Below are 22,403 nucleotides of genomic sequence, written 5' to 3'. Positions count from 1 at the left end.
ATAATTTAACCTAATAGCCCGGATTCTGATCTAAAGAAGGTAATCTTCTCATTTCCGAACGTGGTATGGGTACAAAAACTGCTTTTTTGTCTACTACACGTGTCATAAATGACGATGTTCCCGGTATAACGCGTTGATAATAGGCATCTTTGGTAGCGCCATCCGGATTCATACCGCGTATAGGTTCGCGTTCTGTTTCTTCATAAATGCCCCAACGACGTACATCATAATAGCGCCTGTTCTCCCACAACAGCTCTACCATGCGTTCACGTTCAATCTGTTTTTGAACCAGGGCGGCCGTACTGATTTGGGTGGCGCTTAATCCAGGCAGCCCGGCACGATAGCGAACGAGATTAAAAGCACCTTTTATCTCTTCCTGGTTTCTGGATAGGGTATATTCTTTATCCCCAAGCTTTACCGTGTGACTACCTGTCAAATTATTAAGCGCCTCGGCATAGGATAAGAGTATCTCCGCATAGCGGATGATGGAATAAGCTTTTTTGATGTGACGCGCACCTGTACCCGAAAAAGCATCCATGGGGTGATTGAATTTTTTGATCACGTAGCCCGTGATGGGATAATTGGGTGAAGTCGCGGTTACCCCACCACGACCATCAGGCGCCTGGTAGTAGTACTTGGCGGTATAGTTGTTGATGGTCGTACTGGACTGTGCCTGCCACACAGCCTCGTTAAATCCAATAGAGGCATAAAAACGCATTTCGCGGTTAGCATACATATTGTAAACTCCGGAATTGAGTGGATATCCTGAAAAATTTTTGGCCTGTGTGGTATAGCCTGTTTCTGAATAATACCCATTGCTAGTGGCTTCTTCTTTAGTACGACCGTCGGCCATCAGATAGGCATCAACCACTTTCTGTGTGACGCAGAAACGCCCCCATCCACCCAGAGAAGGCGGCATAGATCCCTGACTGATGGTTGTTACCATATAGCCTGTATTTCTGCCCCAGATGATCTCTTTATTAATTTCAGCAACAGCCTCACCATTAAAAATATCCGAATAGGATCTTAACGGATCTATTCCAGCTGCTCCACTTGGATAATCCTTGTAGAAATTTGGATCGGAATTAACTCCTGCAGGAAGCGCCGGGGTTTTGTCATCTTTCACTGCAGTATATAGCCGGTACTGACCAAGATCCATCACGCGTTTGGCTGCGGCTGCAGCTACTGCCCATCTTGCTTCATTGTACTGTTGTGACACGTAATTGACATTATCGGTTTTGCGTTTCCAGTTGCCAAAATAAGAACTGGCTACCGGCCCGCCATTAAACAGCGGACTTGCGTGGATCAGTCGGAGGCGGGCTATCAAAGCAAGTGCAGCTCCTTTACTAGGGCGGCCAAAGTCCAGTAGCGAAACTTCTGCAGGCATAATCATCGCTGCTTTTTCAAACTCATCACAGGTATAGTCCATCGTTTCATCGTAAGTCGCCCTGGGACGGTCATAATATTCAAGGGATTCGTTAGTGTTGATCACTTCATCACCCAGCAGGATCGCAGGGCCATAATCTATTAAAATATTGTAGTAAGCATAGGCACGGATAAAACGCGTGTATCCTTCAATCCGGAGCCGATCTAAATTGGTCATGCCCGCAGGGCGATCAAGGTTTTGCAGGATACTGTTACATTTACGGATAACCTTGTAGTATTTTGCCCATTGATTTAAGTTAGGGCTGCTGTCTCCAAAAAAGTCTGAAGTAATGCGTCCGGTGGCAAAGTCCATCCCATAATACACATTGCTTGAACCACCTCCGGTAAGCCCGTTCAAGGCTTCATCGGTAGCCATAGGACCCGGTGTATAACCCAGGCGAATGGTGTTAGATTCATCTGGAAACATGGCCGCTGCACCCCACATATAGGCCTCCATATTCCTGGGATTGGTAAAAGCTGAATCGATGTTAAATTCATCGTCAAAATATTCATCAATATTCAGGTACTTCTTGCAGGATGTTGTCATCGCAATCAACTGGATGATGAGGGTGGCGAATGCTAATCTTTTTATGATTGACGTTTTCATATAATTTCTTGTTTGTATTAAAAATTGACGTACACCTGAAAGGAATAGGTGGTTGGTATAGGGTATTTTCGTCCATTCCATGCGGCTTGTTCCGGATCATAGATCTTTACGTTATCCCATATATATAGATTATTACCCACAAATTGCAGGTCCATAGACTTAATCCCCAGGCGTTTCAGGATCGATGGATTAATGTTATAGCTCAATGTAATTTCCTCCAGACGTATATAGCGTGCATCTCCTTGCCAAAAGGATGACAGCTGGCTGTTGTTGCTGTTATTGCCGTATTGCAGGCGTGGATAGCGGGCATTTGGGTTCTCGGCCAATGCTGGGTCTATACCATTCGCAATGGCATAATCCCTCGGAATCCACCTGTTCCTAGGATCGGCTGCCAGGCTGAGGACATTGCCCAGGTCGCCTTCATAGAATGGCATATAGCCCATCCCGTTAGCTTTTGTTACATTGTTTACCGTTGTCAGCTGTCCAACATTGAAAAAGGATGTTTTTCCTGTTCCTTTAAACAATACACCTAGTGTCAGCTTTTTATAGCGAAACTCTCCGCCCATGCCAAACATCATCAAAGGATAGTTGCTGTGCGTTAAAGGAACCATGTCGAGTTTATCAATTGTGCCATCCCCGTTCACATCTTTATATTTGATGTCACCAGGCAGCACATCTCCAAACGTTTGTTTAGGGCTATATTTGATGTCGTCCTCGTCCTTAAAAAGTCCCATGGACTGATAGCCCCTTATAGCGTCATAAGGGAAACCATTGAACTCGAGGTAAGGATATTCCAAATAAGCTTGTTCCCAGTTTTGTACCATATTTTTGGAATAGGTAAAGTTACCTCTTAAGGTAAAGCCTATATCTTTGGAAAGGGTGCCGGTATAGCTAATGTTTCCATCTATTCCAGAACTTTTCATGCGGCCCACATTGGCGAAGGGATTGGAAATAACGCCCACGTAATCAGGAACCTGTACACGTTGTTGAAAAATACCGTTACGCTGATCTTTGAAAAAGTCTACCACAAAATCTACTTTGCTGTCAAAGAGCTTACCTTCAATACCTAAATTGGATTTAATCGCTTTTTCCCAGGCCAGGTTATCGGCCCCAATCCTGGTTTCATTAATTGTCTCGATATCGGGCACGCCCCATACCGTACCGTTGCCCTGGTTAGCCTTGGTCAGGTAAGGGAAACGGATGCTTGAAATACGGTCATTACCCACCGTGCCATAGGAAGCCCTGATCTTAAAATAATTAAGCCATGGTGCGGCTTCTTTTACAAATTTGTAGCCAGTAGGTACCCATCCCAAGGCAATTGACGGGAAAAAACCATATTGCCTGCCGGGCTGGAAGTTCTCGGAACCGGTATAGCCAAAATTGACATCTAAAAGGTAAGTGTCCCGGAATCCATAGGTCAGCCTGCTGGATACACCCTGATAACGTAAGGGGATAGCGTTCAGGTTACTGGTCGCATCGTCGGTATCTTTCGCATCACTCATGTAATAATAGATCAATGCAGATGTCCTGTGGTCACTATTGAATACTTTATCATAATTGATAACAGATTCAAAGTGATATTTACGGTACTGCCGAGTACCCCTGTAATAGCTCGCTTTTTGTTCTTGTACGGTTTGCAAAGTAATGAGTGAGCCATCGTAGGCTCGCCCTAAGGCATTATAAAGCGCTGGTTGTACACGCCTGCGCTCGCTAAAGTAACTGTATAAATCGTAAGCTCCCTGAACCCGGAATTTAAGTCCTTCCAATACAGTGGAAAGGTCTTGATTTAGGGCTAATGTGGTTTTGCCTTTATACACTTCATCTGATGCCTTACCTGTGCGGTTGATCATGACATAAGGCGATGACTGCTCTCCGCCCCCCAATCCTGGAAGCAGGCCATTGGAATATCGTGTAGGAATTGTAACGGGGGTAAGTGTAGATTGTGCACCCCATATGTAATCTGTATTTGCTAATCCCGGCTGATTCAGTTTAGATAGAAAGCCATCAGAACCCAGGAAAATTTTAGTGGTTTTAGTCAGGTTAACATCCAGGTTGATCCGGTAATTATAGGTGTTAAAACCCACATTAGAACTGTATTGGCTATTCTTGTCCACTTTATAGGCAGCACTTTCACTTTTGCCGCCAAGACTTAGAAAATAGCGTGCAACCTCAGATCCACCCCTGCCACTCATGTAATAGCTTTGGCGCCAGGACATCTTATTGAGAATTTCATCCTGCCAATCTACATCGGGATACATATCCGGATCCAGACCATCGCGGATAATACCTAACTCCGTTTGGTTGTATAAAGGGCTCTGTCCACGAACCACACTTGCCTCATTGGCCAATTGCGCATAATCATAAGCACGTAAATATTCCGGTAAGCGGTTGAGTTTGGATAAGGTGGTATTGGCACGTGCGGTGAGCTGCATGCGGTCCACCTGACCGCGCTTAGTCGTAACCAATACGACTCCATTGGCACCTCTTACTCCGTATACTGCAGTAGCTGATGCATCCTTAAGGATCGAAAAACTTTCCACATCCGCCGGATCAATGGTATTCAGGTCACCCTCTAAACCATCAATGAGCACCAAAGCACTGCTGTTTGCGCCAAATGTGCCGATACCACGTACCCAGAACTCAGAAATATTCTTTCCTGGTTCACCACTACCCAGCCTGGAGATTACGCCAGCGGCCCTTCCACCAAGTAGGTTTGCAATTGATGGGGCAGGAGATTGCAGGTCCTTGACATCTACCGTAGTGATGGCACCGACTGAACTTATCTTCCGTTGTACATTTCCCAGTCCAACTACCATTACTTCCTCCAGGGCCTCATTATTGTCTTTAAGGACTATGGTTAAATTCTTTTTTGTTTCGACAGCAACATGTTCTGCATTTTTAAAGCCGATATAGCTAAAGGCAACCTTGTCACCATACGCGACCTGAATGCTGAATTTTCCTTCATTATTGGTAGCGGTACCGGCTGAGGGCCGATCTTTAATGTAAACAGATACAGCTGGGATAGCTTCCCCCTTCTCATCGGTAACAATACCGGCAATGGTGAGTAACTGCTTGGTTTCCTGTGCTTGTAAAGTCGTCAGGGACAGACACAGCGACAGCAAACACAAAATTTTAAAAGTCTTTGTCATCTTATATGTTTATTATACTTTATATTTTCTAATGGGATAATTTAAGGCGCATTATTTCTTGCCTTTAAGCAAAGCTGATTTATATGATAAATGCTTATATTGATTATTCAATAACTAACTTGCGTATCCGGGCGTTGCTCCAGTCGGCAATGTAAATGTCACCTTGCTCATTGACGGCCACTCCCCAGGGTTGGTTAAACAACGATTCTACCGGTCCGCCATCTTTATAGCCTGATTTGCCTGGTTGGCCTGCAACCGTAGTTACGATATTATCAGCCGATATCATGCGGATACAATGGTTGCCATAGTCTGCAACAAACATGTTTCCATTGTTGTCAAACTTAATCTCTTTAGGATCGTTGAACAGCGCATCTGCCAATGGCCCATCGCGAAAGGCACTTCCTCCAGGAGCATTGAGTCGTTTAAAACCACCTGATCCATTAGGGTCACGAAGATCGAGTACCATAATACCTTGTCTGAAATTGGTAGGGTTGGCATTGGTGGTGAGGGTCATGTACAGCAGCCAGGGTTTCGTTGGATTAATGGCCTGACCATATTGCGACCCATAAGGTCCCTGGTGAACAATTTTTGCCTCAAATGTCTGAGGGTTTATTTTGGCAACCTTTCCATCTCTATATCTCGTGTAAAGATACCCATCATAAGGACAGAACGTTACAAAGTTTTTGTAGCGATCCGCTTCTACGATCGAGTTGTAATCTGCCGTGGAGTATTTAACGTTACGCTGGCGGGGATACCAGGCTTCCCGTGGATCAAAAGTGAAGATGACTTCCTTGGTAGACTCATGGGCTGCTGTCAACATACCTGTAACACGATCCACAGTGAGGCCATTGGCAAATAAGATCCGGCCGGTTGCGATGGATTCGATCAGTGGGGTTACTATATTTTGCTTTTCATTTATTCTGGCTACCCCAAACGTAGCCGGATCACCACCATCCCGCCAGGACATAAATATATTACCCTCGGCATCCAATTCCAGGTATTTACCATAAATTTCAGCTTCAGAGAGCGTTCCGGGTTTAAAGTTTTTTTGCCCGTTACCAGTAACAGTGCTTACCTGAGCCTGAATATGGTAAGTGAAATTGTCTTTATAAGCAACCGAGTCAGTACCCACGACAACAGAAATCCGAGGGTTATTGCCTGGAAGACGGGGTACGATGGCATAGATCCGGTTACCACTTGACGAGATAACTGAAGCTTTTGCATTGTTAAAATAGACTTTAATTTTACTGACATCAGTTCCAAAGTTTTCCCCGTCTAACAGTATTTTATCCCGGGCCCCACCCTCATTCGGAGAAAAAGAGGAGAGTACAACGGGCTTTGAAGAATCATGAGTTTTACTCGGGCCTTCCTTTTCATTTTTACAGGAAACAAAACAACAGGAACTGAAGCATAGCCATAGCAAGGTGACAAAACACCTATCCATACACTTTCGGTAGTTTTTCATTAAAAAAGGTTTGATTTGGTTAGTATTTAGTTAGTATTTGGTTTATTGAAATCGAATATATTAAATAAAAAACAATAAAACGAAATAAAAGAAAAGAAAAGAAAATTTTAGATGTCATAATTGGTAATTTGATGAGAAAAAGAATAATACAAAGTAAAGGCTTTGTAATTATCTTAATATTAACATAAAATCAACTTACAAATTGAAAATTGTGGTAGTGGTGCATAATGAAATTGTTGGCCAATATGGCAACTAGGTTATAATCAATACCATTGCAGACATTTTGCAGGTATTGTATAATGGACATGCTATGGCTATGCCAGTAAGTGACTGATACTTCGAATTTTTATAAGACAGGGGGCCAGGGCAGGCTATAATTACATTAAGCCATTTATATAATGGAAACTTTAATGCCCATGCTTTGCAGGCTCTTTCTGGTTTGTTCAGGAATGCCGCTGTCGGTAATGATGTGATCTACTTCTTCAATGCCGCATATTCTTCCGAAACCACGCTTTCCGAATTTGGTAGAATCGGCGAGTACGATTATTTTCTGAGAGGAATCTATCATCTGCCTGTTCAGGTGGGCTTCGTAGGCATTTGTCGTTGTTAATCCGAATTCCAGATCTATGCCGTCTACGCCTAAGTATAATTTACTGCAAAAGACATTCCCCAATACATTGTCCGAGTAAGGGCCTGCTACCGAAGACGAACTCTTTCTCAATAGGCCGCCAAGCTGAATAATTTCTATTTCACTATGATTAAGCAGCTCCATTGACACATTTAATGCTGATGTGATCACGGTTAAGCTTCCTCTTGGCTTAATGCAGCGTGCCATAGCCAGAACTGTTGTTCCGGAGGCAATGATGATGGAGTCGTTGTCCTCGATGAGATCGGCAGCGAGCGCACCAATCTTCATCTTTTCTGCTGATTGTAAATGCTCTTTCTCATTTACTGGCCTGTCAACAGTATAAGGGTTGTTTAGTGTAGCCCCTCCGTGTGTCCTGAACAGCAGATTTTTGTCTTCGAGTAGTTTCAGGTCCTTCCGGATTGTGACCGACGAAACTTTTAATTTTTTACAAAGTGACTGGACATCAATAGTACCGTCTGTTTGAATTTTGCTTAATATATATTGGTGTCGTTCAGCTATGTTAATCATTTATCGATATATATGACAGGGTTAAGATAAACATAATTTTTAAATTACGTATTCAACAAACTTAATGCTAAAAAATAAATTTCCCAATTTGTTTTTTATAATAAAATACTTTTTTTAGTTTCGTTTAGGTATATTTGAATTATAAACGAAAGTTTACGAAATATTGGTATTTTAAATTGAAAACAAACGAAATGGTGTTTAATCGCGAATCATTCATAAAACAGGTAGAAGAACAGTTTAATTGGGATGTCATTGTTATTGGTGGCGGAGCAACAGGACTGGGTACCGCTGTGGATGCCGCAAGCAGGGGTTACCGTACCTTGTTGTTAGAGCAATCAGATTTTGCAAAGGGAACATCCAGCAGAAGTACAAAATTGGTGCATGGTGGGGTAAGGTATCTGGCGCAAGGCGATGTGGCATTGGTTTATGAGGCATTGCATGAGCGTGGGCTGCTGCTGAAAAATGCACCGCACCTGGTTAAAGATCAGGAGTTTATTATTCCTGTATATTCCTGGTTGTCTAAGTATAAATACCTGATCGGCTTAAAACTTTACGATTTGCTGGCTGGGAAAAGTGGATTTAAAAAATCTTCTTTTTTGTCTGCTGATAAAGTATTGAAAGCCATCCCCGGATTAAAACCTGATGGGCTGACCGGTGGCGTGAGTTACAGTGACGGGCAGTTTGATGATGCACGCCTGGCGCTGAATTTGGCCCAGACTGCGGCGGAATATGGTGGGGTTTTGTTGAATTATGCAAAAGTTACGGGATTAACGAAAGAAAATGAAAACATAAGCGGGTTGAGCTTTGTGGATACGGAAACCAATAAAAGCTATACCCTCAAAGCGAAAGTGGTTGTCAATGCTACCGGAGTATTTGTAGATGAGATCCTGAAAATGGATGTGCCATCTGGCAGGGCTATTGTTCGCCCCAGCCAGGGTGCACATGTGGTGCTGGACCCTTCTTTTTTAAAGGGTGACAGCGCGTTGATGATTCCGAAAACTCCGGATGGCAGGGTATTGTTCGCTGTGCCATGGCATGGAAAAGTACTGGTTGGAACAACCGATACCCCCTTAAATGAACATAGTCTGGAGCCGAAGCCTTTGGATGAAGAGATTGAGTTTATATTGACTACGGCGGGCAAGTACCTGACCAAAGAACCTAAAAGAGATGATGTGCTTGCTGCGTTTGCAGGCCTGAGGCCTTTAGCGGCGCCTGGCAAAGATACCGATAGCACAAAAGAAATCTCCAGAAGCCATAAACTGATCATCAGCAATTCAGGATTGATCACCATCACCGGTGGTAAATGGACAACTTATCGTAAAATGGCAATGGATGTGGTGGACAAGGCTATTGAACTTGGAAAACTGACCGCAAAAAAATGTATTACACAGGATGTTAAAATACATGGTTATCTCGCTGAAATGCAAACTGGTGATTTGGGTTTATATGGTGCTGATGCCGAAGGCATCAGAGACTTAATCAAAACACAGCCGGAATTAAGCGCTCTTTTGCATCCGGATTATCAATACATGAAAGCTGAAGTGATCTGGATGGTTAGGAATGAAATGACACGTACGATAGAGGACGTGCTTTCGCGAAGGATGCGTCTTTTATTTTTGGATGCCAGGGGAGCTTTAATGCTTGCTCCGGCAGTTGCGGGTGTTATGGCCGATGAATTGGGCAAAGATGAGGCTTGGATTAACGGACAGGTTGAGGCATTTACAAAATTGGTAAAACAGTATTTATTGTATACACCAGGAAAGGAGAGCGAAAAAATTCAGCAGGTGAAAGTTACAGCCTAACTTAATGAATACTTAACATAGACTTAAAATTACAACCTTGATATTTGCAGCAAATTAAGGATTGATAATGAAACGAAATGCTGCGAAACAAAAAGAACCAGATATTAAAACCTAATGAAGGAGTATTCCTGCATATCATTTAATTCGATTCCGGGTAATCCATCCGGATGGCTGGTCCTTTCTGTGCATCAAACTATAAAAACAAATATTGCAAATTAAAGTAGGAAACCCAAAACTAAGATTATGAACGAAAAATCTACGCACTACATGCAATTCAAAAAACCATTTAAATACCTTGCTTATGCAATGGTGTTGGTTTTTATGCAATTGCCACAAATGCTTACCGCAGGGACAGGCCCTGTTGTAGGTGCTAACCTCTTTCTGCAGGAAACTGTTACTGTAAAGGGAACGGTTAAAGATGGAAAAGATGGAGAAGCGCTACCGGGTGTGACCATTTCCGACAATCAACGGAAAGTACTGGGGGTAACCGATGTAAATGGTGGTTTTACCGTAAGGGTGGTTAAAGGTACGGAGATCACTTTTAGCATGTTGGGTTACACACAAGCTAAAAGGATGATCAGCGCTGCTACCAATGCCTTGGCGGTGAACTTAGCCAGCTCCAGTTCTGAATTGAATGAGGTGGTAGTTACCGCATTGGGTATCAAACGGGAAGAGAAATCTTTAGGTTATGCTACTACAACGGTGACTAATGAGCAGCTTACCGATGCAGCTTCCAGTAACTGGACAGATGCCTTATCCGGAAAGGTAGCCGGTTTGAACCTGGTGAGATCTGGTTCAGGGCCGACAGCCTCCAATAAGATTATTCTGCGCGGTGAAAACAACCTCACAGGAGAGAACGAAGCCCTGATCGTATTGGACGGGGTGGTGATGAACAATAGTAGCGGTCGTCGCAGTTCAAATGCCGGGGAGTCTGTTTATGGAACCAGCAGTGACAATATGCCGGCAGATTATGGCGGTAGTATCAATGACATCAATCCAGAGGATATTGAGAGTGTGACGGTACTTAAAGGGCCTGGTGCCGCAGCCTTATATGGACAGCGCGGGGCAAACGGTGCGGTCATCATCACTACCAAATCTGGAAGTTCCAAGAAAAAAGGCTTAGGGGTTACCATCAATTCCAGAGCAGAAATGGAAAGCGTTAACCGCTGGCCAGAGTTGCAGTATGAATATGGACAAGGTCTGGATGGTACAGCCTATTATTCTTACGGCGCAAGTTTAGATGGGGCGAGCACCAGTGGCACGAGCTCTGCTTATGGGCCTAAATTTGACGGGCAATATTTTTTCCAGTATGATCCGAATCTGCAAGCTGTTGGCAAAGTGCGCACACCGTGGGTACCATATGAAAAAAGTGGTGCCAATCAGTACTTCGAAACCGGTCATACCTTTACCAATTCCGTGAGTATTGACGGTGGATCAGAAAAAAATACAGCCCGTTTCGCAGTTACCAACACCAAGAACAAATGGATCACACCGAACACTGGTTATGGAAGAAATAATATTTCCTTGTCGTTAAACTCTAAGGTAAGTGATAAGTTGTCGATCAATGCAAAAATTAATTACCAGAATAAATATAGCGACAACCTGCCTGCAGCGGGATACGGTAACCAGAGTATCATGTACTGGTACATTTTCTGGCAACCCAATGCCGATCTGGACTGGTTAAAAAACTATTGGGTAAACGGGGCAGAAGGTAAAACCATTAAATATCCTTTCAGTTCTTTTCCTGAAAATCCATATGCCGTAGCCTATCAGTTTATCAGCAGACAATCCCGTCATGCAGTTACTGGAATGATCCAGGCTAACTATAACATTACCAAAGATTTAAACCTCATGGTAAGGACCTCTATGGATATGGGCTATGACAGACGTGCCCAGGAACGTCCTTTTGATGCGGGTACCAAATTGCCAAAAGGTTCTTACCGGGAACAAGCTGAATATGCTCAGGAAATGAACGGTGACTTTTTGCTGAGGTACACCAAGAAGATCAATAAGGATTTTAACTTCTCGATAAGCGGGGGTGGTAGTATGCTGAAGAACTTCTTTAAAAAGGATGAGAACAGGGCGGATTCACTGAATGCTCCGGGCATCTATACTTTTGCAAATGCTGCAGGACCGATCATAGCTAGCCCTTATAAAAGTCAATATGCTTTGAATAGTTTTTATGGCTTGTTCTCTGCAGCTTATAAAGAGTACTTATATTTAGACCTGACCGGAAGGAATGACTGGAACAGTGTATTGGCTACGCCGCTGCGTACAGAGAATGCTGCTTTCTTTTACCCTTCAGCCAGTGTGAGTTTCCTGCTTTCGGAAGCTTTCAAACTGCCGAGCCAGATCAGCTTTGCTAAACTGAGGTTTTCTGCTTCACAAGTGGGTAGTGGCGGAACCTCACCCTACCTGACTTCTTACAACTTCTCTCCGGCAGGAAACGGACAATTTGGTGGCGGTTTGCAAAATCCGGGTTTACTGTCCAATCCAAATTTACTGCCATTAAAAACCACTACTTATGAAGTAGGCACGGATCTTCGTTTCTTCAAAAGCAGGCTGGGTCTTGATGTAGCTTATTATTTTGGGAAAACCAACAACCAGCACTTGCGACGTATTGTTGATCGTGCTACTGGTTTTAACCAGATCCTGATCAACGCCGGGGAAGTTCAGAATAAAGGTATAGAGATCGCATTAAACGGAAGTATATTAAAGAGTAAAAATGGTTTGAACTGGAATATGTTCGGTACGTTTGCTGCCAATAGCAATAAAATAACTGCACTGTTGGACAGTAACGTTGTTTTAAGAACAGGGCCGATAGCTGGTGGACAAATTGTAGCCCGGGTTGGTGGAAGCATGGGCGATATGTACGGCCGCGGTTACGTACGTGCCCCTGATGGGCAGATCGTATATGACGAAAGAACAGGATTTGCCAAGATTACGGATAATGTGGTATATATTGGTAATACCATTCCTAAGTTCAAAACCAGTTTGGGAACAGATTTCAGATACAAAGGATTTAAATTGAATGTTTTGTTTGATGCCCAGGTTGGCGGGGTAGCTCACTCTTTGCTGAACTATAAAATGGTAGAGCAAGGAAAGTTAAAAAGCACCCTTCCAGGCCGATACAATGGGATCATTGGAAAAGGGGTAATCCAGAATACAGACGGCACTTATCGTCCTAATGATGTGATCACATTTGACATCGATAATTATTACCGCTCACAAATGGGCGCTGATAACGCGGAAGGTAGCACTTTCAGTACAGATTTCATCAAATTCAGGGAAGCCAGGTTTGAGTATGGCATACCAGCTAAAGTAACAGCCAGATTGGGTTTACAAAAAGCTACTTTAGCCGTATATGGCAGGAATCTGTTCATCTGGTCGCCATGGCCGATGTTCGATCCTGAGTTTGGAACGCTTGCCGGGTCAGACATTGTTCAGGGTTTTGAAACAGGTCAGCTTCCTTCAACCCGTTCTTATGGTGTACAATTAGTTGTAGGTTTTTAATTCTATTAAAATGAAAAATATAACATATAAAATTATTGGTATCCTAATGGCATTCGTTATGGTACTCCCATCTTGTAAAGATAATTTTCAAGAGATCAATACCAATCCAAACGGGGCTCCGGATGCCTTGCCAAGCCAGTTGCTGGCACCAGCATTGGTGAGTCTGGTAGGTACAAATATGCTCCGCAACCGTAATTTTAACAATGAGCTGATGCAGGTTACGGTGAATCAGAGTGATGATGAGCAGGCAGTATTCCGATACGATTTCAGAAGAAACAACTCAGACAATACCTGGAACAACTGGTACATTCAATTGACCAATCTGAAAGACATCTATAAGAATGCGGATAAGATGTCTGCAAATGAAGCAAAAACTTATAAAGCCGTTTCTTTAATCCTGCAGAGCTGGACTTATTCCTTATTGACGGATACTTATGGAGATGTGCCTTATTTTGAATCCAATATGGCAAAGGATAGCTCCATTTACGAGCCTAAATTTGATACTCAGAAAGCCATTTACACAGACATTTTTTTGAAATTGGAAGAAGCCAATGAATTGTTAAAAACAGGTGCAGCGATAACTGCTGCCAGCGATCCCATTTATGGAGGAGTAGCAGCGGCCTGGCGCAGGTTTTCAAATTGCCTGTATTTGAGGTTATTGTTAAGGGTTTCGGGTAAAGCGGAAGTTTCTGCTGATGTAATTGCCAAAATAAAGGAAATGGTAGATACGAATTCCGGAAATTATCCCCGGATCACTAACAACTCCCAATCCGCTATACTGAAATGGAACGGGATGGGCCCTTATACCTCTCCCTTTATGCTCAGCGTAAGGGCACAGGATTTCAGGTCTCCTGCCATTGCCTCTTTCTTTATCGATCCTTTAAGAAACTGGTTCTCTCCATTGCTCAACCTGGGTACTTATGGCATCAACAGTACACCGAGGCTAGGCATCAACCCAAGTGCTAAAACTTTTACAGGTGTGCCAAGCGGCTTTATACCTGGTCAGGGCATTCCGACAAATGCTTATTTTTATTCTTATGACCAACTGAATGGTACGCTTCCGGTTACCTCTTTACAGAATGATGCGATGACCGGCATGATCATGAATTTTTCGGAAGTGCAATTTATCCTTGCAGAATGTGCCGCTAAAGGCTTCATTGCAGGTAGTGCAGAAAACTTCTGGAAAACTGGTATCTTAAATTACATCACGCTTTGGTTGCCAAACTGGCCTAATGCTACGGCCTTAAATTCACCTCCAAATCCGGCAATGACCATTACCTCCCAACCTTTTCTGGATTACCTGACTGGAGGAGATATCTTGTTTGGCAGTACCTTACCGGTACAGATGCAGTCTATCCACCAACAGAAATATTATTCCTTGTTTATGGTCGATTTTCAGCAATGGTTTGAATACCGCCGTACCGGCTATCCGGTACTACCTAAAGGCCCTGGTTTAAGAAACAACGGGATGATGCCTGCAAGGATGACCTACCCGGTATATGTAGAATCTGCGAATCCGACCAATTATAAAGCGGCGATTGCTGCCCAGGGTCCTGATCAGATCAATACCCAGGTATGGTGGCAGAAACCATAAGAAAAAGTTTAAAGAGTTTTATATTAAATGATATTAAAATGAAAAAGATATTTATTTACTCATTCTTTTTACTTGGTTTGGCCTTTGCCATTGCCGGATGTAAAAAGAGCAATTATCCAGGGGGTACCATCAGTGCTTTCATCCCGATGTACGATTTACGTAATTTATACAAGGGTGCTGACCTTACCCTGACACAAGACAATATGTTTGGCTCAGATCAGATATCAGGAGTGGTGATATCAGATCACACTGAGGGCAATTTACCTACAGGATACCTGATTCTGCAGGATAAGCGTCGCTTAAACGAACTGAGAGGAATTACCATACCCCTTGGGGATGCTGCTAAAAACTATGTGTCAGGAGATTCTATCCATGTGCATGTGGTAGGTGCAGTACTAAAGCGTGAAGATGGTATGCTGCAACTTACTGGGATTACTCCAGATAAGATCACCAAAATTACCAGCGGCATTGTAATCCCACCTAACAGGGTTCCTGCCAGTTTCATTTTGGCAAATCCAGATAAATATGAGAGTACGCTAGTGGCAATGGCCAAAGGCACATTTGATCCTCTTCCTTCAGCTGGAGATACCTTTTCGGGTCCAAAGATTGTCAATGACGGATTTGCGGATTTTATTTTAAATACACAACCTACCGCATCATTTGCCAACAATACCAATTTGCCAGTTGTAGGGAACTATTATGGAATAGTAATCAACAGGCCACTTTCAGACGGCAGACTGTATCCTCAAATCCGTATGCGTAAAGCCAGCGATGCGGTTGTGCTCAGCTCTACAATCGAGGTTGCTCCGGCGGTAATCTCCGGATGGATCAACGATCCTCAGGGAACAGATGCCAATAATGAGTACATACAGTTTCTTGCCACGCAGGATATCAACTTTGCCACTACCCCAATGTCTGTAGTGACCAGTAATAATGCAGGTACTGCTGAACCTACCGGCGCGCCTTTAAGTGGCTGGGCTGTTGGTGGTGTACGTACCTATAAATTTAACATTACTACCGGAACCGCAAAAAAAGGAACCTATTTCTATGTAGGTGGCACCGGACGTTTAATCAACAGCACAGGTTCTACCAGTATTGCTTCCGCAAATTTTGTGAAGACCAGAAATTATGGTACTACAGCTGGTGAAGGTTTTGGAAATACCACTACCAACCTGTTGGCGAACAGCGGAAATGCTTATGGTATCGCTTTATTTAAGGGCACTACAGTTACTGCAGCATCTGTACCAATTGATGTGGTTTGGGTGAATAATGGAGGAGCTTTGTACCAGGCATCACCAGCAGCAGGTTACCGGGTTGCTAACAATGACTTTTATGATACTGTGAATCCGCTTACCCTTGTTCCACAACCGTACTTTACCCAGGGTCTCAATACTTTGTGTTTCATTTATGCACCAACTTCAGATGCAGGATGGTTTTATAAGGCGAGTGGGGTATACAATCCTGCGCAAGGAAAATGGGTGAAAGCACGTGAACATTTTGTTTTCCAACTGGAAAAAACATCTACTATAGAAACGATTGAAGGGCCAACAGAACGGATCTGGTATGACAGGGCTACCAATGTGGAAGTCAGAAGAGATACCATTTACGCTACCAGTCTTAGACAACCAAAGCCTTAATACCGCTTTTATAGTAATCAGTAAAGAAATTAAGGAAGCCTGGAATTCAGGCTTCCTTAATTTTATCCCTCAAAATTGCGAACCAAAACCAAACCACTCCATGAAAAAAATGTTAGTATTCCTGCTGCTCGGCATGTCACAACTCGCCTTTGCCCAAAAAGGAAAACCCTATCCTGGTTTCCCTGAGAAATTTGAAACACCTTTGGCCGAAACGAAAAGTAAGTACGGTAAAGGAGAAGTAGTGTTTAAATCTGGAAACTGGACTTTAGAACAGGCATTGATTGGTGATGCCGCGGATAAAGATCGTTTTAAGGGCAAACAGGCGATAAGAATGCAACAGAACCTGGATGCCCCTTCGCTGTTACAAATGAATTTTGATCTGCCGAATGGGGCTTCTAAAGTGTCCTTTCAGTACGGTGCTTATGGCAAAGACCGCTCCTGTACATTTATCCTGGAGTACTCTTCAGATGAGGGCAAAACCTGGAGCCGGGCCGACCAGGTGATCACAGATGCCTCGGACGGGCTTTCTACCGCAACATTTAAGTTTGACATTAAAGGTAATGTGCGTTTCCGGATCAATAAGATTGGCTTAGGTTCTTCTGAAAAAGAAGCGTCTATTAAAAACGGTCGGTTGAACATTGACGATTTTACAGTTTATCAGAATTAGTACGTTGAAATATTTTAGTTAATGAATTAAAAAACTCAAATTTTAAACCCTAATAAATAAAATCATGAACCTGTTAAATTCAAAAACAAAAAAGTTAATCCCTTGCTTAATGTTGGGGATTGTAGTTTTCTTCTCTTCATTTACATCAGCTGAAGTGATTAAGATCACCGGGCAGCCGATAAAAATTTTGAAGAGTGCCAGATGGATGAATTATCCTTACGCAATCAATGGCCAGATTCCTATGTCTTTTTGCGGTGATGTAGTAAACGAATCTACGGTTGTGCCAGAAAGTTCACTGAGTGATCAGGATGAAGTCTGTGTTGGCTACAGTTATCATTTTTCATTGCCATTTACCTGTGCTGCTGTTACCTGGCATGTGTACAATGGATCGGTTACGTATTCATATTCAGATTATCATAAAATTATTCAATTTAACAACAACATTCATGTTGATGGTTATGCAAATGTTTGGGTAGACGTTATTGATCCGGTTTCAGGTGATCCTTACAGCTATGAATTTGCATTTTTCCCATCCAGTAGCTGTGACCAATAGGCTGGGCTTAAAGGAAGCTAATCTTAATCATCATGGCTGGATACCATCCAGCCCTAATCTTTAATTAAAAATCATACAATCGTGAACAGAAGATCCTTTTTACAAAGTGTCGGTTTTGTAACCGGCAGTGCATTCATCAGCCTCCAAACCAATGCTTTTGATCAGCTAAGTAGAGATAAAACCATAAAAGGAACGGTAAAAGATGGGCAGAGAGGAGTCGCCAATGTGGCCATTTCGGATGGTTATTCCGTTGTTTTAACAGATGCCGATGGAAGCTATAGCATTACCCCCGACCCAAAGGCAACAAATATATTCATGAGTACACCTGCCGGTTATGAATTTAAAACCGACTACCATGTGGCCAGACAATACGAAACATTGGGCAGCCGCAATGAATACGATTTTACACTTAAGGCACTGAAAAGAAACGACAGCAAACATAACTTCATCATCTGGGCAGACCCGCAGGTAAAAACCAGGAAGGATGTCAAAAAAATGATGGATACTTCGGTGCCTGATGTGCAGCAGCTGGTGAAATCAATGGGGCCGGATGCATTGATCCACGGTGTTGGCGTAGGCGACCTGGTATGGGACAACCATGAGCTGTTCCCGGATTATAACCGCGCCATTGCCTTGATGGGGATCCCTTTTTTCCAGGCCCTGGGTAACCACGATCAGGATTACAGAATGGGTGGGGATGATACCTCCGACAAGACTTTTAAAGAAATATATGGTCCTACGTACTATTCCTTCAATAGGGGGAAAGCACATTACGTAGTGCTTGACGATGTCCGTTACCTCGGCGTAGAACGAACCTACGATGGTTACATTCTGGAAAACCAATTGAGTTGGTTGGCCCAGGATCTGAAACATGTAGCCAAAGATCAGCTGCTGATCATCTGCCTGCATATTCCTGTCCACAATTCTGTTAAAAATAATGCCGCGCTTTACAGCCTATTGGAAGGCTATAAAAACGTGCACATCATGTCGGGCCATACGCACTATAACGTTAACAACATCAAAGACGGCATCTACGAGCATAACCATGGAACCGTTTGCGGCGCCTGGTGGACAGGACCGATCTGTGCGGATGGAACACCCAGGGGATACGGTGTATATGAGGTTGATGGGAACCAATTGAAATGGCATTACAAATCAACCGGGCAAAGCAGCGACCACCAGTTACGTGTTTCAGTAGAAACGCTGACCAATCAAAAAAGGGTGATTGCCAATGTTTGGAACTGGGATCCGGAATGGAAGGTAACGTATAGTCTGGATGGCAAAGAAATGGGCGATCTTGCACAGGAAAAAGGAGTAGACCCACTGGCTGTAAAACTGTTCAACACGCCGGCAGAACCTGGGGAAAGGAAGTTTAAAGAACCAAAAAAGAACAATCACTTATTTATGGCCCATTTTAAACCAGCTATTAAAGTCGTAGCTGTTACAGCAACAGACCGTTTTGGGAAAAAATATACGGTGATCGCCGAATCATAAAAAGACAAAGCAGTATGCTGCTGATCAGCAAAATCAAATCTAAACCAATGAACAAAATTTTAACCTTACTTTGTGTATTGTCCCTTTGGACAATATCCTGCTCTTCAAAGAAAGTAACACCAGCTCCGGACGAGCAAAAGCCAGCTGTTGATTATAAAAAAACTTACCTGATCATTACGGACCAGTCGCAAAACAGGATCGCACGGGTAGATCTCAAAACACAGTCGATTGTTTGGGAATGGAAGTCGGCTACAGGTATCCCGGCAAAAGATGTGGGCTGGTTTAGTAACATCAGTGAAGGAAAACTCGTATATAATGGAAAGTACATGCTCATTACAGCCTCTGGTGGCGGAGTGGCCTTAGTCAGGATCTCCGATAAAGCCACTGTATTTTATTGTTTTGTTGGGGGGAATACCCATTCAGCCGAAATCCTGCCGGATGGAAATATCGTTGCCGCATCCAGTACCGGAAAACTGCTTACCCTGATCAAAGTTAACCTGAATAGCTTTCCGGACAATGTGTATAAAAAAACAATGGTATTGGATGATGCCCATAACGTAGTCTGGGATAAACAGCGCCAGGTACTTTGGTCGGCAAACAAAGATAAACTCGTAGCCTATACCTATAACTTTAGCTGCAACGCGCCAGACCTGAGTGTAAAAGAAACCATTAATTTGCCGGCAAGTGGTTGCCATGATTTGTTCCCGGTATATGGTGAAGACGCCTTGTGGTTGTCTACCAGTGCCAAAGCCTGGAAAGTTGACCTGAAAACCCGGGTCATAAAAGAATCATCGGCCCTGCCACGCATTAAAAGTGTAGATTCCGGTCCGGAGGGCTATCCCGTGATCACGCTCCAGGGAATAGATACCGACCAGCAATGGTATAACGATAAAGTTCAGGACCTGAACGGTAAAACCATTTTCCAAATGGCCGGTTTAAAAATGTATAAAGCAAGATGGGAGCTTAACAATGACTTCAGCTACCCTGCAAACGATGACCTAAAAACCTGTAATTAAAAAGACCATGAATAAATCATCACAAATCTGTCTGATCTCCTTGGCCCTGTTCGGTCTGTCTGGATGTAAAACGATGCAAAACAAGCAATCAAACGCTAAGGTGGAATTTCCGGCTTTTAGTACAGAAGCCCATAGGGGTGGCAGGGGGCTGATGCCCGAGAATACCATTGTTGCCATGCGTCATGCCATTGACCTTGGTGTGACTACCCTGGAAATGGACACCCACATTACCAAAGACGGACAGGTGGTGGTTACACATGATGATTACCTGAGCCCTTCATTTATGCTTACTCCGGAGGGCAGGGAGATTCCTAAAACTGAGGCCAAAAAATATCCGGTTTATCAAATGGATTACAGCCTCCTGAAACAATTTGACCTGGGCACTAAATTTCTTCCCGCTTTCCCGGAACAGAAAAAAATAAAAACATACATTCCTTTACTTGCCGATCTGATCACAGATGTTCAGCTTTACAGTAAAGACAAGAAACAGCCATTTTACAACATCGAAACCAAGTGCAGTGCAAAAGGCGACGGCATTGTAAACCCCGGTCCGGAAACGTTTGTAAAGCTATTGATGGACGTGATACAGAAAAAAGGCATTACGCCTTATGTGGTGATCCAGTCCTTTGACAAGAGAACCTTGCAGATTTTACATAAAAAGTACCCGCAGGTCAGAACATCTTTCCTGGTAGACAATAAAAAAACAGTAAAGGAAAACCTCGAAGACCTGGGGTTTAACCCCTTTATTTTAAGCCCTGCTTTTAAAATGGTAAACCAGGACCTGGTTAAACAATGCCACGCCCTGAACATCAAAGTAATCCCATGGACACCCAATACCAAAGCGGATATTGACAATTTGAAGCAGCTGAAAGTAGATGGCATCATTTCCGACTATCCAAATCTGCTGGTCAATTAATGAACAGCTAATCCTTAACTACTAACCAAAATATAAGATACATGGGCTTTAACCTTTTCCCAGCACCCGCTGCACATAAACCTTTGCTGCCAGCAGACCGGATTGATCCGGAATACAAAGCACAGCGAATAAAAGTCTTTCTGGGCATCTTTCTAGGCTACGCCGGATACTACCTCGTAAGAAAAAATTTTTCGCTGGTCATGCCCGAACTCATCTCGCAGGGCTACAGCAAGGGAGAACTCGGAATCGCCCTGTCCAGTGTTTCCATCGCTTATGGCCTAAGTAAGTTTATTATGGGCAACTTCTCAGACAGGAGTAATGCGCGCATTTTTCTGGCCATTGGATTGGTACTGTCTGCCTTTACCATGATCTTTATGGGGCTGGTGCCTTTCGCAACATCATCCATCACTGTCATGTTTATTCTGCTGTTCCTGAACGGATGGTTTCAGGGCATGGGCTGGCCGCCATGTGGCCGGGTAGTAGTACACTGGTATTCGATTAAAGAACGGGGTACCATGATGTCTATCTGGAATGTAGCACATAATGTGGGTGGGGGCCTGGTAGGCCCGGTATCCATTCTGGCCATAGAGTTATTTGCCGATTGGCATGCCCAGCTTTACTTTCCGGGTTTACTGGCGTTGGTATTTGCATTAATCGCCTATGTATTTGTTCGCGATACGCCGCAATCCTGCGGCTTGCCCCCTATAGAGCAATATAAAAACGACTATCCAAAAAACTATTCATCAGACCAGGAAAAGGAATTCAGTGCCAAAGAGATTTTCTTCAAATATGTGTTCAACAACAGGATGCTTTGGTACATTGCTTTTGCAAACGCATTCGTATACCTGGTCAGATACGGGATCTTAGACTGGTCGCCCACCTTTTTAAAAGAAGCCAAAGGCTTTTCCTTAAATGAATCAAGCTGGTCTTACTTTGCCTACGAATGGGCTGGTATCCCCGGAACTTTGCTTTGCGGTTTAATCAGCGATAAAGTATTTAAAGGACGGAGGGCACCAGCAACTATCATTTATATGGTGCTGGTATTGGTAGCGGTATTGGTATACTGGAAAAACCCGCCAGGAAATGTATGGATAGACATTACGGCACTGATTGCCATCGGATTCTTAATCTACGGGCCGGTAATGCTGATTGGGGTGCAGGCCCTGGATCTTGTTCCTAAAAAAGCAGCAGGTACTGCTGCAGGCTTAACGGGCTTGTTCGGTTATATGGGAGGTGCCTTGTTCGCCAACATTGCGATCGGATTTGTGGTAGACGCCTGGGGCTGGGACGGAGGATTTGAAGTGATCCTGCTGGCCTGTCTGCTCTCCATCTTCTTTACCGCGTTAACCTGGAACAGGGAAAAAAGAAATTTAGCCGGAAGATAAAATGTGTATTTTAGTATCCTTATA

The 22,403-nt window shown here is 43.5% G+C and carries 14 protein-coding genes; 10 read left to right on the top strand and 4 right to left on the bottom strand.

The features are described from left to right. Positions 1-10 precede the first annotated feature (10 nt). The 4 genes from R2Q85_RS17280 to R2Q85_RS17265 form a co-directional block, all read right to left on the bottom strand. A complete protein-coding gene (locus tag R2Q85_RS17280) occupies positions 11-2,032 on the bottom strand; it encodes a RagB/SusD family nutrient uptake outer membrane protein (protein ID WP_316813041.1) in 2,022 nt (673 codons plus the stop codon). Between the two features lie 17 nt (positions 2,033-2,049). Next, positions 2,050-5,181 carry a TonB-dependent receptor gene (locus tag R2Q85_RS17275; protein ID WP_316813040.1) on the bottom strand — a complete coding sequence of 1,044 codons (3,132 nt, stop codon included), beginning with the start codon at positions 5,179-5,181 and terminating at the stop codon, positions 2,050-2,052. 103 nt (positions 5,182-5,284) lie between these two features. Next, a complete protein-coding gene (locus R2Q85_RS17270) occupies positions 5,285-6,646 on the bottom strand; it encodes an IPT/TIG domain-containing protein (RefSeq protein ID WP_316813039.1) in 1,362 nt (453 codons plus the stop codon). A 391-nt stretch (positions 6,647-7,037) separates the two neighbouring features. Further along, positions 7,038-7,802, bottom strand: a complete 765-nt coding sequence (locus tag R2Q85_RS17265; protein ID WP_316813038.1) for a DeoR/GlpR family DNA-binding transcription regulator — start codon at positions 7,800-7,802, stop codon at positions 7,038-7,040. A 191-nt stretch (positions 7,803-7,993) separates the two neighbouring features. Between R2Q85_RS17265 and R2Q85_RS17260 the strand changes: the two genes are divergently transcribed. From R2Q85_RS17260 to glpT, 10 genes are all read left to right on the top strand, one after another. Then, positions 7,994-9,604: a glycerol-3-phosphate dehydrogenase/oxidase gene (locus R2Q85_RS17260; protein ID WP_316813079.1), complete on the top strand. Its 1,611-nt coding sequence runs from the start codon at positions 7,994-7,996 to the stop codon at positions 9,602-9,604. Between the two features lie 243 nt (positions 9,605-9,847). After that, positions 9,848-13,117 carry a SusC/RagA family TonB-linked outer membrane protein gene (locus R2Q85_RS17255; protein WP_316813037.1) on the top strand — a complete coding sequence of 1,090 codons (3,270 nt, stop codon included), beginning with the start codon at positions 9,848-9,850 and terminating at the stop codon, positions 13,115-13,117. Between the two features lie 10 nt (positions 13,118-13,127). Next, positions 13,128-14,711 carry a SusD/RagB family nutrient-binding outer membrane lipoprotein gene (locus R2Q85_RS17250; protein ID WP_316813036.1) on the top strand — a complete coding sequence of 528 codons (1,584 nt, stop codon included), beginning with the start codon at positions 13,128-13,130 and terminating at the stop codon, positions 14,709-14,711. A gap of 38 nt (positions 14,712-14,749) precedes the next feature. After that, positions 14,750-16,348, top strand: a complete 1,599-nt coding sequence (locus R2Q85_RS17245; protein ID WP_316813035.1) for a DUF5689 domain-containing protein — start codon at positions 14,750-14,752, stop codon at positions 16,346-16,348. Positions 16,349-16,448: 100 nt separating this feature from the next. Next, positions 16,449-17,015, top strand: a complete 567-nt coding sequence (locus tag R2Q85_RS17240; protein ID WP_316813034.1) for a hypothetical protein — start codon at positions 16,449-16,451, stop codon at positions 17,013-17,015. A gap of 109 nt (positions 17,016-17,124) precedes the next feature. Beyond that, the gene (locus R2Q85_RS17235; RefSeq protein ID WP_316813033.1) at positions 17,125-17,568 is read left to right on the top strand and encodes a hypothetical protein; all 444 of its coding nucleotides are present in this window, start codon (positions 17,125-17,127) and stop codon (positions 17,566-17,568) included. A gap of 81 nt (positions 17,569-17,649) precedes the next feature. Then, complete coding sequence (locus R2Q85_RS17230) at positions 17,650-19,062, top strand: calcineurin-like phosphoesterase family protein (protein ID WP_316813032.1); 1,413 nt, start codon at positions 17,650-17,652, stop codon at positions 19,060-19,062. Positions 19,063-19,109: 47 nt separating this feature from the next. After that, on the top strand, positions 19,110-20,078 hold the full coding sequence (locus R2Q85_RS17225) for a DUF6528 family protein (protein WP_316813031.1): 969 nt from the start codon (positions 19,110-19,112) through the stop codon (positions 20,076-20,078). A gap of 7 nt (positions 20,079-20,085) precedes the next feature. Continuing rightward, positions 20,086-20,994 (top strand): glycerophosphodiester phosphodiesterase family protein, encoded by a 909-nt coding sequence (locus R2Q85_RS17220; RefSeq protein WP_316813030.1) that lies wholly within the window; start codon positions 20,086-20,088, stop codon positions 20,992-20,994. A 41-nt stretch (positions 20,995-21,035) separates the two neighbouring features. Beyond that, positions 21,036-22,379 (top strand): glycerol-3-phosphate transporter, encoded by a 1,344-nt coding sequence (glpT, locus tag R2Q85_RS17215; protein ID WP_316813029.1) that lies wholly within the window; start codon positions 21,036-21,038, stop codon positions 22,377-22,379. Positions 22,380-22,403 lie beyond the last annotated feature (24 nt).

The sequence above is a fragment of the Pedobacter heparinus genome (assembly GCF_032678725.1).
Classification (GTDB): Bacteria; Bacteroidota; Bacteroidia; order Sphingobacteriales; family Sphingobacteriaceae; genus Pedobacter; species Pedobacter heparinus_A.
Note: the sequence above shows the minus strand (reverse complement) of the source record. Positions and strands in the feature narration are given on the sequence as shown.

Excerpts from the sequence above, each read along its gene's own strand:
- R2Q85_RS17245 (WP_316813035.1), top strand. The coding sequence starts at position 14,750 with ATGAAAAAGATATTTATTTACTCATTCTTTTTACTTGGTTTGGCCTTT.
- R2Q85_RS17270 (WP_316813039.1), bottom strand. The coding sequence starts at position 6,646 with ATGAAAAACTACCGAAAGTGTATGGATAGGTGTTTTGTCACCTTGCTA.
- R2Q85_RS17255 (WP_316813037.1), top strand. The coding sequence starts at position 9,848 with ATGAACGAAAAATCTACGCACTACATGCAATTCAAAAAACCATTTAAA.
- R2Q85_RS17225 (WP_316813031.1), top strand. The coding sequence starts at position 19,110 with ATGAACAAAATTTTAACCTTACTTTGTGTATTGTCCCTTTGGACAATA.
- R2Q85_RS17240 (WP_316813034.1), top strand. The coding sequence starts at position 16,449 with ATGAAAAAAATGTTAGTATTCCTGCTGCTCGGCATGTCACAACTCGCC.
- R2Q85_RS17260 (WP_316813079.1), top strand. The coding sequence starts at position 7,994 with ATGGTGTTTAATCGCGAATCATTCATAAAACAGGTAGAAGAACAGTTT.
- R2Q85_RS17265 (WP_316813038.1), bottom strand. The coding sequence starts at position 7,802 with ATGATTAACATAGCTGAACGACACCAATATATATTAAGCAAAATTCAA.
- R2Q85_RS17220 (WP_316813030.1), top strand. The coding sequence starts at position 20,086 with ATGAATAAATCATCACAAATCTGTCTGATCTCCTTGGCCCTGTTCGGT.
- R2Q85_RS17275 (WP_316813040.1), bottom strand. The coding sequence starts at position 5,181 with ATGACAAAGACTTTTAAAATTTTGTGTTTGCTGTCGCTGTGTCTGTCC.
- R2Q85_RS17235 (WP_316813033.1), top strand. The coding sequence starts at position 17,125 with ATGTTGGGGATTGTAGTTTTCTTCTCTTCATTTACATCAGCTGAAGTG.
- R2Q85_RS17280 (WP_316813041.1), bottom strand. The coding sequence starts at position 2,032 with ATGAAAACGTCAATCATAAAAAGATTAGCATTCGCCACCCTCATCATC.
- glpT (WP_316813029.1), top strand. The coding sequence starts at position 21,036 with ATGGGCTTTAACCTTTTCCCAGCACCCGCTGCACATAAACCTTTGCTG.
- R2Q85_RS17250 (WP_316813036.1), top strand. The coding sequence starts at position 13,128 with ATGAAAAATATAACATATAAAATTATTGGTATCCTAATGGCATTCGTT.